The following is a 15,973-nucleotide window of genomic DNA, read 5'->3' as shown; positions in this document are numbered from 1 at the left end:
AAATATATTGATTACTTTTTACTCATTTTTGGGATATTACCTCGCAAAAAAACCTCGATACAAAGATACTCAAAACTATGGTTTTTTCCCATACGAACCAATTAGAGTTCTTTTAATGTAGTAAATTTTTTCCTATGGATTTTTAATTTATTTGTACATGATATTATTTAGATAGAGGTTTTCTTAGGCTTTCAATAATTATCAGCACTTGACAATATAAAAAGCATTCTATTTAAATGACTTAAATAGAATGCTAAGGTATCTAATATCTAATTTAATTGCGCAGTATAGTCTTTAGCACTTTTCCACTTGCATTGCGTGGTAAACTATCAATGAATTCTACTTCAACCGGCAGTTTATATTTAGCTAATTTTTTGGAGCATATCGTCAAGACATCTTCTTCTTTCAGTTCCTTACCTTCTTTTAATACTGCATACGCTTTTGGAACCTCTCCATATACCTTGTGAGGAATACCGATTACTGCTGCTTCTAGTATTTCAGGTATTTCATACAGAACTTCCTCTACTTCTACCGGGTAAACATTTTCTCCGCCACGATTTATCATATCTTTTTTCCGATCCACAATATATAATAGTCCATCCTCATCCATTCGTCCTAAGTCACCGCTGTATAACCAGCCATTTCTAATTGCCTGTTTCGTAGCTTCTTCATTTTTTAAATATCCCTTCATTAACTGTGGGCCCTTTATGACTATTTCTCCTACTTGACCAGTCGGTAGAGGTTTGCCCTGCTCATCGACAACTTGTACCTGTGTCCCGGGCACCGGTTCACCAACAGAACCTACTTTTTCAAGTGCATAATGATCCTTTAACGTCGTTGCCGCTGGAGAATTTTCCGTTTGACCATATATATTCTGCACTTTCACTTCCGGGAATATTGCCTTTATTTTACGGATTAACTCAAACGGCATAGGGGCCGCACCATACGTAAATAATCTTAAATTAGATAGCTTGAGCGTTTCCATTTTGGAGCTATTCAATAAAATACTATACATTGCTGGTACACCAAAGAAGACGGTGATTCTTTCTTTTTCCAATGTATCCATCGTTTGTTCTGGAGAAAAACCTTCTTCAATAACGACAGTTCCACCAGCATAAATAACCGGAATACTAAATACATGACTGGCTGCACAATGAAAAAGAGGAGCTACAATTTGCATACGATCCGCTGAATTTAGTTCAAGGGCCTCTCCATAAAGTTTAGCCGTTGCTCGAACATTTGCCGCTGATAGCATAACCCCTTTTGGCTTTCCCGTCGTACCTGATGTATAGAAAATAACCGTCGTTGTATTTCCATCCACTTTTACTTCATTAAATAACAAGCTTTGATCATTTAATACAGTGAGTAGCGTATCCTCTTCTCCTACATGCAAAAGATCTTCGAAACTATTCAATGCTTCTGGAATATCGTCTAATATCGATTGTAAACGAGTGTCATATATTAAAGCCTTTGCCTCTGAATGATTAAATATATAATTGACTTCTGCTGCTGTTAACTTTGTGTTAATCGGTAAAACAGTAAATCCGCCAAGCTGACAGGCATAATAACAAGTCAAAAAGTAATCTGAGTTTATCAAATATACAGCTATAATATCTTCTTGTTTATACCCTTTGACCTGAAAATATCCCGCAAGTCGTTTAGCCTGCTCGAATAATTCCTCGTAGCTTGTCTCCCTACCTTTAAAAGAAGTAATAATTTTCGATGGCTGTTCCTTTGCCAAATATGCCAATCTCTCTGATACAAACATTCTATTCCCCCTTTTAACATTTAATAATTTTAATATTCAGAAGTCACTGATTATTAAAACTTTAATACTATTATACATAATTAGTAAAGAAATCATAACTACATAAATGGGATGATAGATTGGATATTAGGCGAAATAATGAGAATCGGTTGAATATGTAACAGTATCGGTCGGTAATTCTGAATAATCAGTCGGAAAACTACTCTCTCTATTAAAAAAGCTCCAGCGAGGTTTTTCTCGCTGGAGCCATATCTTATTGTTCATCTTTTCTTTCGTTTACCGGTGGTAAATCTTCAAAAGGGTGTAGATCATCCGTCGATGGAATATTATAACCCGTGCTCGGTGAGTCTTCCTCGTGCGCAGGACTTACTTCATTTACATCCGCTTCATGAATTGGACTTACCTCGTCTACGTGAGGGTTTGTGCCTTTTAAACTTTGTTCCGCCTTTTTAGGATCCTGAAAGTTCTCTTTAAATGATTCTTTCATTGATTCCTTTTCTTGTTGATATTTTTCTGGTGATACTTCTGCATCATTTATGCTTTTTTCCATCTTCGTTAAATATTTTGCAGCATGCTCTCTGCCTCCAAGCCCAAATGCAAGTCCGAACGCCAATGCTACTCCACCAAGAATAAGGATGAATGCTGCATTAATAATAGAAGCAGCAATACCTAATTGATCTAATGCCATGAATAAAGCAAAAGCTAAAATAGCATATTTCGCTACATAACGAAGGAAATGTGGTGTTCCTGATGAATGCTTCATCACATTGCCAACTATTTTTTCTGCTAAATTAGCTAACCAGAATCCTACTGCTAGAATGATAATCGCCGCTATTACAGATGGCAAGTATGCAAAGATACCCGTAGCCAACGTTACCATAAAGTCTAGCTCTAATAATTGAAGACCTTCCACTACAAATAACAAAATAATAACAACCTGTACAATCGTTCCTAATAATGTAGCAAACGATGGTGCTGTTCCACTATCAGATTTGAATCCCATTTTACCAAAGATAGAATTTACACCTAATTTTTCTAGTAAGGAGACAACAACATCTTTAACCCATTTAGCAGCTACAATGCCCACTAATACTAATACAATTGCAACGAAAATCTTCGGCAGCATTGTCATAACATCATTTAACATTGCAATAGCCGGGCCTGAAATACCCTCTAAATCTAAAATCTCCAGAGCTGTAATCGATACTGGAATCATAATTAGTATAAATGCAATGATTCCAACTACTTTTGATAAACTAGTACCTTCAACAAATGAAGAAAGCTTCCATTTATCCGCTAAACGGTCCACTCCTGCTGATTGTAATAATTTCTCTAGTAAATTACGAACAAGTTTCGCAGCAAACCAACCAATTGCAAAGACGATTGCAGCAGATATTAACTTTGGTATAAAGTTAAAGAAGCTTGCAAGCATTCCTTCAAACGGTCCACTTAATCCATCAATTCCTAATGCATTCAATACTGCTGGTATAAACAAAAGGAATATTAAATAATAAGCAACCTTTGCTGCAGTATCTGTCCACTTCGCTTGGTGTTCAGGTTTTGCGTCGAATCCTGCCTTCTCTGAGTATTTATTCAAATTGAGCTTCGAACCAGCCATTTGAATACCTTTTTTCACAACAGTAGCTAACACCCATGCAAATAATAATATTAAAGCGGCTTTTAGTACATTCAAGAATGCTCCAGTCAATCCTGAATACATCGAAACAAATGGTGTTGCCATCGTATTCAAATTCAAAATATTAAAGAATAAAACTAGTGCTAATATCAACACAATAACGAATACAACCTTACTAATAACCTTCTCTACGGTCCATTTGGACTTCGTATTTCCTAAACGTTCATTCACCCGAAACTTTCTTAATAATTTATGCGTAGCATTTTCCAATACTTTCGCAACGATAAATCCAATAACAAGTACAAGTATAGCAATAACTAACTCGGGTAAATAAGATAATGTATCATTCCAGTAATAACGATCTAGCATGCTTTCTCCTCCTTCTATTCAACCTTTTTCATGTTGTTCACATAAATTAGTTACCCTCCACCGAATAAAATTAAACAGAAATATAAGAAAAACCAGGCCCGGTCCTTTAAGATCAAAACCTGTTTTTATCGTTTTCGAAGGGCATTGGACAGACGTTTTGCTATTGGATTACCGAGTGAATTTTTAGGGATGCTAGTTGATTGTGACGTCCGTCACAACCAACCAGCATCCCTTTTTTTCGGTAATTTTATGGCTTATGTCTGTCCTTCACCCTTCTATAACTAGAAACAGGTTAGTGCTTTTTTGGATAACTATAGAAAAGATAATTATCCTATATAGTGAGCAAGCTCTCGAAGATACAATTTCGTTCGCTATTTCGCTTCTTTACAAGGCGAGTGCTTACTATTTCTTCTACTTACACCATTAAAAGGAAATTACCTGCCACCATCTATCATTGAATAACAGTATTTCTATTTCATCAGCGATTACAAATCATATTATCCCTACATTAACTGGAGCTAATCTTATTATCTAAGCGATATGCTTTGTCAAATCTTATAATGGAGTACTACACATTAAATGGATTGTAGTGGAAGGTGGCGACTCCAGCGGGAACAGCGTTAGGTGAAGACCCCGCAGCTTAGCGAGGAGGCTGAGGCAACGCCCGCGGAAAGCGTCCACCTGAAACGGAAATCAGTAGTATTATTCATTCTTTCAAGTTCCACAAACCTAGTGTTCACGGAATATTTTTATATACTTTCTTAATCTTCAAAAAAAAAAAAAAAAAAAAAAAAATCCAATACCTCAAATAAAGGATTGGATTAACTAAATTCTATAATCTTAAACTATCAATAGCCTGTTTAACACTTCCATATGTATTAAAAGAAGTAAAATCAATTCCTGCTTGGACCACTGTCATCGATAAATTAGGTCGAATTCCCGAGAATAGCACATGAATACCTAATAATCCGAGCACATTATGAATTGTGAATATATGCTGGGCTATTTCAGTATCTATTGCCATAATACCACTGAAATCTATAATTAGGTGGTCAACCTTTAAACCTGGAATGGTAGGTACTACATAGTTTAACAAATGCTGCACACGAGTATAATCAATCGCCCCTATTAGCGGTAAAACAGCTACTCCATCTTTAATAGGAACAATCGGTGCGGACAATTCATTAATTTTTCGTTGATGATCCTTCATTAATTTATCACGATAAATTTCATACGCACGAATCGTTTCAATCATACTTACATCCATCAAATAACAGAATCGATTATTCACTCTCACAACATCCTCTGTTGTTAACTTATTCTCTATGGAAATTTCAGAAATTTTTTGTGAAAATAATAATCGATTAATAGCATATGGCTTTATGACGGCAGAAAATTGATGAAACACTTTCGCTTCTTCTTCACCGGTCTGTTTACTCCATTGTTTAAGTTCTTCTTCTGCTGACTCTTTGGAGTCTTGCAATGACTCTGCCAACAATACTAAAAACTGTATATTTTTTTGAATGGCATGTTCTAGCTCTTCTGGCATCAATTTAATAGTTAAATTATCCAGTGCTGAATGTGTTATTTCTCGTATAATCGTCTCTGCATTATCCACTAAATAATTTCTTACTTTAAGTATAGGTTCCATTCCTTTACTCCAATCTTTATAAAGATGCTGTTGCCTTATCTAACTCCTTTTTTGTAATTTTCCAATGCGATGCATTCCACATAGCATTCCCATTCGATATTACAAATGCTTGAGGAGATTCATGTTGAATTCCCAGGTCTAGTGATATTTCATTAGATACAGGCCGGTGCTCTATAACCTTCACCAAATAACGATCCATCGGTTTATCAAAATCACTGAACTCTTCATACGCATGAGCACTTACTGGACAAGTTGTACTATGCTTAAACACGACTACTGGTTTTTCACTTGACTGCTCTAAAACTTTCTTCCACTGATCTACTGACGTAATTTCCGTATAATTTTTCATTTAATCACCTTCCTATTTATAAATCTCCTTCATACTCTTTTACCCAAACTTTCTTCAGTCTAACCCTTTTATCTTAACAACTTTTAATGGTCAAATTGATTTGAATATATACTGAGGTAAATGTAATTGTTTACTCAAGACTGTTTTAGGCTATTAATATACTAAAGGTTTTTACGCCTCGAAAGGAGCAGTCAGCATGAAAACTAGTAAATATAAAATACTTACCACTACAATTTTAACCTCTGCACTAATTCTTGGAGCATGTGGTGGCAATAATAATGATGAATCAGACGAGAATGTGCCCAATAGTACTGTAGTAAATCCAGAAGAGGAAAGTACAGTAGATGAAACATTCAAAGAAGAAAATCCCGAAAAAAAATATGGATTCGTTAATTTCGACCTTCACATCGACACACCAGATAATGCGGATGCTGTTGTGGCTCAGTACACTGGTAAAAAAGAGGAAGCCTTGTATTTTAATATGCACACCGCTAATAATTCACAAGGGCAAGCTGCCAATGCACTTCTCCAACCAATTCTCGGAGAACTGCAACCCATGCAAGATATGAGTGATGAAGAAGTAATTCAAAGGGTAGCTTCGGCCTTTGAAGTAGATGAGTACACAAATTTCGATTTAAGTATTGAGTATGAAGATGGTGAGACTAAAACCTATATCCACGAGAATCAATAGTAAAAAGCCAAGTTGGATTTTCTATCTAACTTGGCTTTAAATAGAAATGGATCAATCTTCCAATCTAGCGCATAATACTCCGTAAGCAGTTCCTAATAGTGCACCAGCCAAAACTTCTACTGGTTGATGGCCTAGAAGTTCCTTTAGTTCGCCTTCTCTCTCGACGTATTCAAAGCTAGGGAAATTTCCCGAAAGGGTCACAATATTATCTTCTAAGTCATTTACTAATTGTGCAATTTCACCTGTATGTCTTCGAATTCCCTGCGCATCATACATAACAATTGCCCCGAAAACAACTGCTAGGGCAGTTTCTGTATGACGAGTTCCTTTATTTGCAGCAACATAAGATGCCAATGCTGCGACACCCGCTGAGTGAGAGCTTGGCATTCCACCAGTGGTAAATGCTTGCTTTAGATCCCAATTGCCCGTTAGCTTTTTGTGTGTTAACACCTTCAAGCCCTGTGCTAGCCCAATTGCTGAAAGTGCAGTTATAATTCCTCTATTCATTTTCGTCATTAATATTCTCCACCATTTCAAAATTATATGTATTTACTTCTTTACGATACCCTTTTTTATTATTTATAATCAAAGAGATCGTAGCTTTTTTCAATCCAATTTTACCTGTGTGAAAACATAATCTCCTTTTACGATAGCTTGTCCGATTTTTATAGGAACTCTTTTTGAAAAAATTGGACCGTCCACGACAACAGTATGAAATTCTCCATTTTCTCCGCAAGCATCAATCCCTAGATTTTCTAATTCTACGATTAACTCTTTCGAAAATTTTCTCCCAACAAACTCTGCAGGCATCATCGTAGTGTTTACGACCACAATCCAGGCCTCAAATCCTGCATCTAATAACTCCAATATTATCTTGCGACGTGGCTCCTTCCACAATGGATGCACTGCGGCAATATCCGATTTTGCACACGTATTTTGTACCCAATCTAAATGACCCACAAGATCTATATCTCCAAAGACACCATGGGTGATTCCTTGCGCATGGCATTCATCCATCGCCTCTATAAATTGTCCCTCATAGGAATTCCAGCTTGCTTCCTTTATAGATAGCGGCACTCCTAAACGTTCTGCCTGAGCGGCCACTACTTCAAGGGGAAGTGCATGGGATTTAGAAATATCTCCTTCCTCTTCAAACATGGTCAGTAATCTTTTCGGTTTCATCCCCATTTTCATTGCCCGGTAATAAGCCATTGCAGAATCCTTTCCACCACTCCAAGAACATACAAATGGAATATCTTTCAATTTCGGCACATCCTTTCCTAACTATTTTCTTTGTAATCTATTTTTAAAAATCAAGAATATAATCCACTACTTCTATCACATACTTATAAAAACATGAAAGGGGTACGCTTTCTTTGCATTCAATTTCCTCCATATTACCACGAAATAGACTGATTAAAATGGGTATTATTCTATTAATACTTGCTGCTTTTGATGCCCTATTTACCGATTTTGGCATTCAGAGTCATCATATAACTGAATCTAATCCGATTATGCGTAGTATATATGAAATTAACGTCACAGGCTTTTATATTGTCAAAATCGCCCTTCCCGTTTTATTGATCGGTATAGTGGCTAAATTAGAATCAAAACCATTCATTCTGGTTTTATTAAATGTAACAATTTCCCTCTATGTAATTGTGCTAATGCTTCACTTTTTTTGGCTAACTCTTGTATTTATCGGTAAGTAAATCCAGCAACTAACTTGCTGCTGGATTCTTTTTAGCGTTCTTTTCCTGCTGCTCCCAACGCTTCAATAACGGAAATGGATCATAAGCCCACTCTGTACGACCATTAAACTTATACATCCCGTAATGTAAATGTGGCGGGAATTTCCCTGAGGTTCCCTCACGACCGTAACCCGAACTACCAACGTATCCAATGACGGTTCCTGGCTCCAAAATATCGCCTTCTTTTAACTCCTTCGTATAACCCGATAAATGTGCATAGTAATGATAGGTATTATTAACATCTCGAATCCCAACACGCCAGCCACCGAAATCGTTCCAGCCCTTCGTTTCAACAATTCCATAAGTTGTCGACTTCACTGGAACACCATATGAAGCAAACAGATCGGTCCCTTCATGCATGCGTCGGCCACCCCAGCCGCGACTGTCACCCCAAGTACTGCGGTAACTGTAATCATGCTGAAGAGCCAGTGGGAATGCACGTCCATCAAGATCTAAAGTATTATAATACTTATAAATTTTAGCATTTGTCATTACCTGCTTAACCGCTTCATCTCGAACGTAATATTCCTTCAAAGTTTTTTCAAAATCTTCTTCTGTTACGATCCGTTCATTCAAATAATTAGTTAGCGTAAACATTACGTCATCATCTTGTTTTAGATCGGCGAAACCATCATTATTCCCATCAAGTCCATTACCATCAAAAAAAGTGATGGATATGCTATTCCGATCATCCCTTATCGGATTTAATAATCCAACCCAAAAGTCATTCGAAAATTGGAATGCCACAACTCCATCTCGTTTCGGAAGATCACTTCGAACCTCTTGCAGATTACGTTCGTATTGATCAATTGCTGCCAAGTAATACCACGGTAGCATCTCACTTGAATACTTTATATAGTAATCCATACGCATTTCCAAAATCTGTTCCCGCGTCGGTTCCTTCTCCGCAGCAGAAACATTCGTTGAAATACAAAAAGAAAGCACACAAACAGAAAATCCTAGCTTCAGCCAGCTCATCAATATCAATACCTCCATAATCATTATTCAAATAGCTTTCCCCAGAAAAAACTTTTCATGAATCACATTTTTTGAGTAAAAAGGAGAATAATAAAAACGACTGCTATAAAAACAGTCGTCTAAAAGAAAAGCGCAGAGCTAGACATAATTTTACTTTTTGCATGCATTCAAAAATGCTTCAAAAATAGCGAACGAATGAGCATCACCTTTACTTATTAAGCTCTCGGGATGCCACTGAACACCCATTACAAATGGATGCTTTGTGCTTTCAAAGGATTCAATTACACCATCACTTGCAACACCACTGACGATAAAACCAACTGGCATATTTCGCAGCGCTTGATGATGATAGCTATTCACTTTAAACCTATCCACCCCGACAGTTTTGTGTAACAATGATCCTTCTGTCATTTCTACAAAATGGGAGCCATGCCAATTTGGAGCCTGCTGATCATGCTGTAATAATGGTCCATCTTTTTGCGAATAAATATCCTGATACATATCCCCGCCCATTGCTATACTCAGAATCTGGGCACCACGACAAATTCCTAAAACCGGCTTATTCAACTCCAACATCTTTTGAATAAGTGCCACTTCAAACAGGTCTCGCTCTGGCACGATACTACCCAATCCAAGCAGCGGCTCCTCACCAAACAAGGTGGGATCAATATCTCCACCACCAGTTAATAATAAGCCGTCAATTGTCCCTGCAATCTCTTCAATTCCCTCTTCAACTAAATTTGGCAACACAATTGGTACTCCCCCGAACTGTGTGATTGCACGTACATTACTCAATGGAACCGAAAGCAAATCCTCTTTTATATTTGACGAAACCCCAATAATAGCTCTCACTCTAAACACCCCCTTGTTACAACATCCTACTATATTAAAATGTATGCTTGCTCCCTAGGTGAGCATGATTTCATTACCAATAAATGAATTGATGCAACAAGTTGATGTTTATCAAGCCTACTTTTCATTCATTTTAGCTAATGCATCACCTATTAGTTCTGGCAAATACTCCTTCAAATCTTTAAATTCGTATCCTTGTGATTTTGCTTTTTCATTGCTGATCAACCAAGTCTCTGAAATATTGTATGGATTGTATGGAGATCCGCTCTCTTCCTCCGTTGTTGCAACCACATTCGAAGCCTTTTCCGCTTTTTCTTCTATATATTCAAGAAGCTCTCCCATTTTCACATGTCCATTGGATGTCGCATTAATTGGACCCTCAAAATCAGATTGACCAATCCATGCTAAAAAATCACCAGCCTCCTCCTCTGATATAAAATCCATAGCGGCCTCTAGGTTGACGAAATGCACATCCTCTTGATCTCTTACTTTTTGAATATAATAGTTTAGTCTTTCTGTATAGTCATTAAGTCCAATTACGATTGGAAACCTTACTGCAACGACTGGAAAGGGCGCGCGTTGGAAAAATGCTGCTTCAGCCTGTCTTTTACCCTCACCATAGGTAAAGTTTTCCTTTGGTCCTACGTTTAACTTATATTCAAAAGGATTGAAGTCTTCTTCAGTAAATCCTTTATCTGCGCTAGCTTGTTCATAAACAGATTTAGAAGATGTGAATACATATTTTTTCGTTTTCCCCGTAAACACGTCTATTGAATCTATTGCTTCCTGAGAGGAGTAACATATTTGGTCAAATATGATATCCCATTTTGTATCTACAAAGTTCTTTTGCATATCACCTACATCTAACCGGTCGACCTTTACGCGACTTACTCTATCTCCAAAGGGGTCCTCTACATTCCCTCGCGAGGCAATTGTTACATCAAACCCCTGTTCCAATAAAGATTCGACTAGCTGTACACCGAAAAATCTTGTTCCGCCCAACACTAATGCTGTTCCCACAATAACTCCCCCTATTTGTTCAATCTTCTTTAACTATCCCATTTCACCTACCACATAGTCAATATGAGAATATTCACTTTCCTTACTTAACAACAAAAAATACCGGTACATGAGTAAAATTAACTCAATACCGGTTAAAGAATGACTCTACATTTAAATAATTGGAGGATGAATTGGAAGTGATAAACTATCTGTTAGCTTACTATTTCCCAACAGTTCTATATTGTCTACGTTAAGGTTGATGGAAATAGAAACTACTATAAGAGCTAAAACTAATAGAGCTTTCTTCATAAAGAATCACCTCCCTAAATCTGAAATAGAACTGCTTTATCAAATTTGCCTTCCTCCTTATAAAATTCGGAAAGTATGTTTGAAAAAAGTTTATGTGCATCTGCACAACGCCCATTAGTCGATGTATATGGTAGTAATTTTTCCTCTAAATAAGCCATCGCCTTTGCCCTTGTATTATCTAAAAGTAGTAAATAAAAAGTAGCATACATTCCGTACTGGTAAACCTTAATTCTATTAGCTTCTTCTTTTAATAACTCGAAATTACCTCTGCTCGTATCCCAATTCTCTAATTGATATTCTGTTTGGCCAATATTGAACAAACATAATAGAAAATCCTCCGTGTCTTTTGGCATTTTTGTCTGGCTTTTCTTAAAATAGGCTCTCGCTATAGAATAATTCCCCATTATATAATGTAAATCCCCGATATTATGATAAACCTGAGGAAGTAAAGAACTGTAGTTAAATATTTCTGCATTTCTCAACAAATGACCATAAGTTTCTAGTGCTTTATCATAAACCTTTACTCGTGAATAATTCATAGAAAGCGATAACAACGTGTATAAAATCCTTCTAAAATTAATCTGTTCCTTGAAATATTCCAAGGCTTTTTCACCATAAATGATTGCTTGATTTGATTCTGCTAAATGACCTTTAACAACTGCAATATGATAAAGAACTTCTCCTTCAAAGACACCTAAACTAATATTTTTTTGAATGATCTCCATAAGATTCTTATCTGCTTCGTGATATTTACCTCTTAATACTAAAAATATCGAATGGAAGTAAGAAAGTAAATACCACTCATGTTGGGAAAAATTTTGTTTATGTATTTGTAACCATCTAAATTGATCCTCGGCTAGCTTTAGCTCATTTACAGACAAAAAGTATCTCAACTTATACAGCTCATATAAGTACATATAGTCCGTATAGACAATAAAATCCTTATAATTTTCTAATTGCTCATAAGCAGGTGGTAACTTTTCCAATTCATAATATTGCAGGTGGGATACAAATTCATCGAGTAAATGTCGAATATTGCGTTCTCCTTTTTCTAATTCACTAATATCTACTTTTAGCCGTTCTAGCAATAATCGAATAGTTTCAGAGTTTCCTTCTCTATTATTATTCTCAATTTTACTCAAATGCGTGATTGAACAAATCCCATCGCAGAGCGTTGCTTGGGTCATTCTTTTCTTCGTTCGATGATATTTGATTAATGGACCTATTTTCACACAATCACTTTCTTTCTGCTTTTCTTTTACCATTATAATAGTTTAAATTTTCCCAATAAACAAAACTATTTAATTATGCTAGTTTTAAGTTGCACTTCAAATACAAACTGAAAAGGAGATTGGACAAATGAACAAAGCAAAATTGTTATTATTAAGTGCAGTACTAGTTGGATCATTAGCAGCACCAATGCAAGCAAGCTCATCAGTAAGTGCAATTTCTAACGAGGCAATTGATTCTGCAAAAGGTATGGAGACATTTCGCGTTTATGTAGAGAGTAATACTAAATCTACAAAAAATAATATAAAGAATCAATACGACGTTCGCTGGGAATTAACGGAGAACGGATTTTCCACTAATATGAATCAAAAACAGTTTGATGCACTCCAAAATAATAAAAATATTACCGTAACGAAGGTTGAAAAAGTAACGCTTGATGCAGATCTTCGTTCCACAGAATTTGACAAAATGGCTGGAGAATATCCTACCCAACAAACACCTTGGGGCATAAAAGCTATCTATAATGATTCCAGTTTAACGACAACATCAGGTGGAGCGGGTATTAACATCGCTGTCTTAGATACTGGAGTAAATATTAATCACTATGACTTAACTAACACGGTAGAACAATGCAAAAACTTTACGACTGCTACACCAATCGTCAATAATAGCTGTAATGATGCAAATGGTCATGGCACGCATGTTGCAGGAACTGCCCTTGCGGATGGTGGCAGTGATGGAGCAGGAATATACGGAGTAGCGCCAAGTGCAGATTTATGGGCTTATAAAGTGCTTGGGGATGATGGCTCTGGTTATTCAGACGACATAGCTGCAGCTATTAGACATGCAGCTGATCAGGCAGCTTCTACTGGAACAAAAACAGTTATTAATATGTCACTTGGTTCTTCAGCTAGTAATAGTCTAATAACTAGTGCAGTAAATTACGCCTATGGTAAAGGCGTTTTAATAGTCGCTGCTGCTGGTAATACCGGTCCCGCGCAAGGGTCTATCGGATATCCTGGAGCATTAGTAAATACAGTAGCTGTTGCTGCACTAGAAAATCGTCAGCAAAATGGAACTTACCGTGTTGCGGACTTTTCATCCCGCGGTTATAGTTCAACGGACGGAGATTATGTTATCCAACAAGGAGACATAGAAATTTCTGCTCCGGGAGCCGCAATATATTCTACTTGGAATAACGGTGGGTACAATACAATAAGTGGAACGTCCATGGCTACTCCACATGTGGCTGGACTTGCAGCAAAAGTATGGTCTGAAAATCCTTCCTGGACTCATATACAGCTTCGCACAAATCTACAAAATCGTGCAAAAGCAGTAGATATTAAAGGAGGCACTGGCGCAGCAACTGGCGACGACTATGCTTCTGGATTTGGGTTTGCAAGAGTTCAATAACTAACAAAAGAGGCTTTCTCCACTGTTTTGCCCCCAAGACAAATGGAAAAAGCCTCTTTTGTTTTTTACAGAAGATAGAGACTATATGTATTTTCCAAATACCCCATAACCAAAATACACTGTAAGTAGTGATAATACTGCGAATACAAGGTACTCTACTGTTCCGCCTGTTCTTGTTGTAATAGGAAATCGGACCGTTATCTTTAGTGGATACAATAATTTAATACCATTTTTTGTTGCCATATCTAAGATATAGTGACTCGCCATACCAACAAGAATACCCGTAACGATAGATTCATTGTCGATAAACGAGGTCAAAAGAATAGCTATCAATACTAAAAATAGCAAACTATGCGTGAATGATCGATGTCCGAAAAGGGTGTTGATCACCTTTGATAATACTTTAAATTTACGACCGATTTTACTACCTCCATGGCAAATATCGGGTATTAGAGCACCAACTACTCCTGCACCGACTACTAGAATGGGTTCATAATCTGTAACCTGGGCAAAAGCAAGACTTGCTGCAAGACCGCCTATGATGTGTGTGTTTCCTGTCATGCTTTTATTCTCCTTCTTGTTGTAAGTCGACTATTATTTTATCCTATTTTTAGTATGTAAGTTATCGGGCATTTGTACTGTTAATATAATTTATAAAATGACAGATGAAAAAGGATTGAGCTTGAAAAGAAGTGGGTATAGATATAGAAAGGGAGTGATGATTGTGGCAAACGGAAATAAAAGATCCATGATAATCGGGGCAGCTACCGCACTTGCAGCAGTATATCTCACAAGTAAAAACAATAAAGCACAAGTAAAAACAGCAGTAAAAAATTCTAAAACAAAGATTGATTCAATGGTGGCTTCTAAAAACACAAAACCAAGTCAAATGACAAAAACAGGTTTCTCTGACCCACACGATCCAGATGATAATCGTATGGTCGAAGAGGGTGCTATGACAAGCGTTCAGTATTATAATGAAAATGTACAAGATGCCAACTCAAAAGCAGAGGCAAAACAAGCATTTCCTAAATCTCAACAAAAGAAATTACCGAAAAAAGAAGAATCGTTACATGAAGCTAATAACGAATCACCAGCAAAACAACAAAATACAGCACACGTATAAAATACAAACACCATTGTCCCTTGTGGGCACTGGTGTTTTCAATATGTAATTAGGAAACTAAGTGAAAAATTTAACTTAATCCCCTACCAATTCAATAACAGCCTGAATCTCAACACCACTTAAAGCCTGTGTAGCCAAACGGTCTGCTTCCCCATTCATCTTCCTCGGTACTAATTCGTACTCCGCTTGAATTCCAAGTTTCGATAGCTTTCCTTCAATCCGATCAGCCCAACCAGTTAAATCTCGTTCGATTACCGGCCACTCGCCGTTTAAATGGTTGATAACTACCTGTGAATCACCTATAAATCGAACAGGTAAATGATGAACACCAAGTAAATCCAATTCCTGTAACCCTAAATGCATCGCAGCATATTCCGCTTCATTATTCGATTCCAAACCTGTTGCGGGTGCATTTCGTCTCAACCGATACGCCTTGCCATTCTGTTCATAATAAATGACACAACCAAGCCCAGAACTTTTCGTTTCACGGTCATATCCCCCATCGAAATATACCGTTACATTATGTGGCTCTGTCTCAATACCTTTCAAATATCCCTTCAATTCCTTCACTGTCCACGAACTATCGAACCGATCAACAAATGTCACTTGCTTTAGTCGCCCCGTTCGCTCCATATCTTCCGCAAACAACAATGCCTGCGCAGCTGGCACCTCATCCGAATAAAACTCCATCTCCGCTCCTCTCGGCGTTTTATACACCCACTCCATTCGCACCTTCATCTCGCATTCCTCCTTATATAGCATTAGTATCTCCATTGTATATCAATTTATGACGCTTCTGCTGCAACCAAAAGAGGCTTTAGATAAAAATAGCAGTCGAAATTAATATT

Annotated in this window: 17 protein-coding genes; 4 read left to right on the top strand and 13 right to left on the bottom strand. The window is 37.1% G+C overall.

The genetic code is table 11. The features are described 5' to 3' along the window. Nucleotides 1-274 precede the first annotated feature (274 nt). The 4 genes from ACN6MX_RS03335 to ytxJ all read right to left on the bottom strand — a co-directional run bounded on the left by ACN6MX_RS03335 (nt 275) and on the right by ytxJ (nt 5,773). Nucleotides 275-1,768: a class I adenylate-forming enzyme family protein gene (locus tag ACN6MX_RS03335; RefSeq protein ID WP_419961266.1), complete on the bottom strand. Its 1,494-nt coding sequence runs from the start codon at nt 1,766-1,768 to the stop codon at nt 275-277. Between the two features lie 253 nt (nt 1,769-2,021). Beyond that, the gene (locus tag ACN6MX_RS03330; protein WP_419961265.1) at nt 2,022-3,773 is read right to left on the bottom strand and encodes a mechanosensitive ion channel; all 1,752 of its coding nucleotides are present in this window, start codon (nt 3,771-3,773) and stop codon (nt 2,022-2,024) included. A gap of 832 nt (nt 3,774-4,605) precedes the next feature. Further along, the gene (locus tag ACN6MX_RS03325) at nt 4,606-5,424 is read right to left on the bottom strand and encodes an STAS domain-containing protein (RefSeq protein ID WP_419961264.1); all 819 of its coding nucleotides are present in this window, start codon (nt 5,422-5,424) and stop codon (nt 4,606-4,608) included. Between the two features lie 16 nt (nt 5,425-5,440). Continuing rightward, nucleotides 5,441-5,773 carry a bacillithiol system redox-active protein YtxJ gene (gene ytxJ, locus ACN6MX_RS03320; RefSeq protein WP_419961263.1) on the bottom strand — a complete coding sequence of 111 codons (333 nt, stop codon included), beginning with the start codon at nt 5,771-5,773 and terminating at the stop codon, nt 5,441-5,443. A gap of 196 nt (nt 5,774-5,969) precedes the next feature. Here ytxJ and ACN6MX_RS03315 point away from each other — a divergent pair, with 196 nt between their 5' ends. Next, nucleotides 5,970-6,464 carry a YusW family protein gene (locus ACN6MX_RS03315; RefSeq protein ID WP_419961262.1) on the top strand — a complete coding sequence of 165 codons (495 nt, stop codon included), beginning with the start codon at nt 5,970-5,972 and terminating at the stop codon, nt 6,462-6,464. 51 nt (nt 6,465-6,515) lie between these two features. On the opposite strand, the gene ACN6MX_RS03310 is transcribed toward ACN6MX_RS03315, so the two are convergent. Further along, a complete protein-coding gene (locus tag ACN6MX_RS03310) occupies nt 6,516-6,980 on the bottom strand; it encodes a divergent PAP2 family protein (RefSeq protein ID WP_419961261.1) in 465 nt (154 codons plus the stop codon). A gap of 90 nt (nt 6,981-7,070) precedes the next feature. After that, the gene (locus ACN6MX_RS03305; RefSeq protein ID WP_419961260.1) at nt 7,071-7,727 is read right to left on the bottom strand and encodes a diphthine--ammonia ligase; all 657 of its coding nucleotides are present in this window, start codon (nt 7,725-7,727) and stop codon (nt 7,071-7,073) included. A 113-nt stretch (nt 7,728-7,840) separates the two neighbouring features. Here ACN6MX_RS03305 and ACN6MX_RS03300 point away from each other — a divergent pair, with 113 nt between their 5' ends. Next, nucleotides 7,841-8,176 carry a DUF5658 family protein gene (locus ACN6MX_RS03300; protein WP_419961259.1) on the top strand — a complete coding sequence of 112 codons (336 nt, stop codon included), beginning with the start codon at nt 7,841-7,843 and terminating at the stop codon, nt 8,174-8,176. 9 nt (nt 8,177-8,185) lie between these two features. Here ACN6MX_RS03300 and ACN6MX_RS03295 read toward each other — a convergent pair whose 3' ends face one another. From ACN6MX_RS03295 to ACN6MX_RS03275, 5 genes are all read right to left on the bottom strand, one after another. Next, a complete protein-coding gene (locus tag ACN6MX_RS03295) occupies nt 8,186-9,193 on the bottom strand; it encodes a M23 family metallopeptidase (protein ID WP_419962546.1) in 1,008 nt (335 codons plus the stop codon). A gap of 150 nt (nt 9,194-9,343) precedes the next feature. Then, the gene (locus ACN6MX_RS03290; protein ID WP_419961258.1) at nt 9,344-10,045 is read right to left on the bottom strand and encodes a gamma-glutamyl-gamma-aminobutyrate hydrolase family protein; all 702 of its coding nucleotides are present in this window, start codon (nt 10,043-10,045) and stop codon (nt 9,344-9,346) included. Nucleotides 10,046-10,162: 117 nt separating this feature from the next. Next, nucleotides 10,163-11,065, bottom strand: coding sequence for an NAD-dependent epimerase/dehydratase family protein (locus ACN6MX_RS03285; protein WP_419961257.1), 903 nt, complete (start codon nt 11,063-11,065; stop codon nt 10,163-10,165). Between the two features lie 153 nt (nt 11,066-11,218). After that, nucleotides 11,219-11,356, bottom strand: coding sequence for a hypothetical protein (locus ACN6MX_RS03280; RefSeq protein WP_419961256.1), 138 nt, complete (start codon nt 11,354-11,356; stop codon nt 11,219-11,221). A 14-nt stretch (nt 11,357-11,370) separates the two neighbouring features. Then, nucleotides 11,371-12,588, bottom strand: a complete 1,218-nt coding sequence (locus ACN6MX_RS03275; RefSeq protein WP_419961255.1) for a transcriptional regulator — start codon at nt 12,586-12,588, stop codon at nt 11,371-11,373. A gap of 127 nt (nt 12,589-12,715) precedes the next feature. Here ACN6MX_RS03275 and ACN6MX_RS03270 point away from each other — a divergent pair, with 127 nt between their 5' ends. Then, a complete protein-coding gene (locus ACN6MX_RS03270) occupies nt 12,716-13,999 on the top strand; it encodes a S8 family peptidase (RefSeq protein WP_419961254.1) in 1,284 nt (427 codons plus the stop codon). An 81-nt stretch (nt 14,000-14,080) separates the two neighbouring features. Here ACN6MX_RS03270 and ACN6MX_RS03265 read toward each other — a convergent pair whose 3' ends face one another. Then, complete coding sequence (locus tag ACN6MX_RS03265; RefSeq protein WP_419961253.1) at nt 14,081-14,560, bottom strand: metal-dependent hydrolase; 480 nt, start codon at nt 14,558-14,560, stop codon at nt 14,081-14,083. 157 nt (nt 14,561-14,717) lie between these two features. Here ACN6MX_RS03265 and ACN6MX_RS03260 point away from each other — a divergent pair, with 157 nt between their 5' ends. After that, nucleotides 14,718-15,125 carry a hypothetical protein gene (locus ACN6MX_RS03260; RefSeq protein WP_419962545.1) on the top strand — a complete coding sequence of 136 codons (408 nt, stop codon included), beginning with the start codon at nt 14,718-14,720 and terminating at the stop codon, nt 15,123-15,125. A 75-nt stretch (nt 15,126-15,200) separates the two neighbouring features. Here ACN6MX_RS03260 and ACN6MX_RS03255 read toward each other — a convergent pair whose 3' ends face one another. Continuing rightward, nucleotides 15,201-15,863 (bottom strand): ribonuclease H family protein, encoded by a 663-nt coding sequence (locus ACN6MX_RS03255; protein ID WP_419961252.1) that lies wholly within the window; start codon nt 15,861-15,863, stop codon nt 15,201-15,203. Nucleotides 15,864-15,973 lie beyond the last annotated feature (110 nt).

It is taken from the genome of Psychrobacillus sp. BM2 (assembly GCF_048572895.1).
GTDB lineage: Bacteria > Bacillota > Bacilli > Bacillales_A > Planococcaceae > Psychrobacillus.
This window is presented reverse-complemented; position numbering and strand designations above follow the sequence as displayed.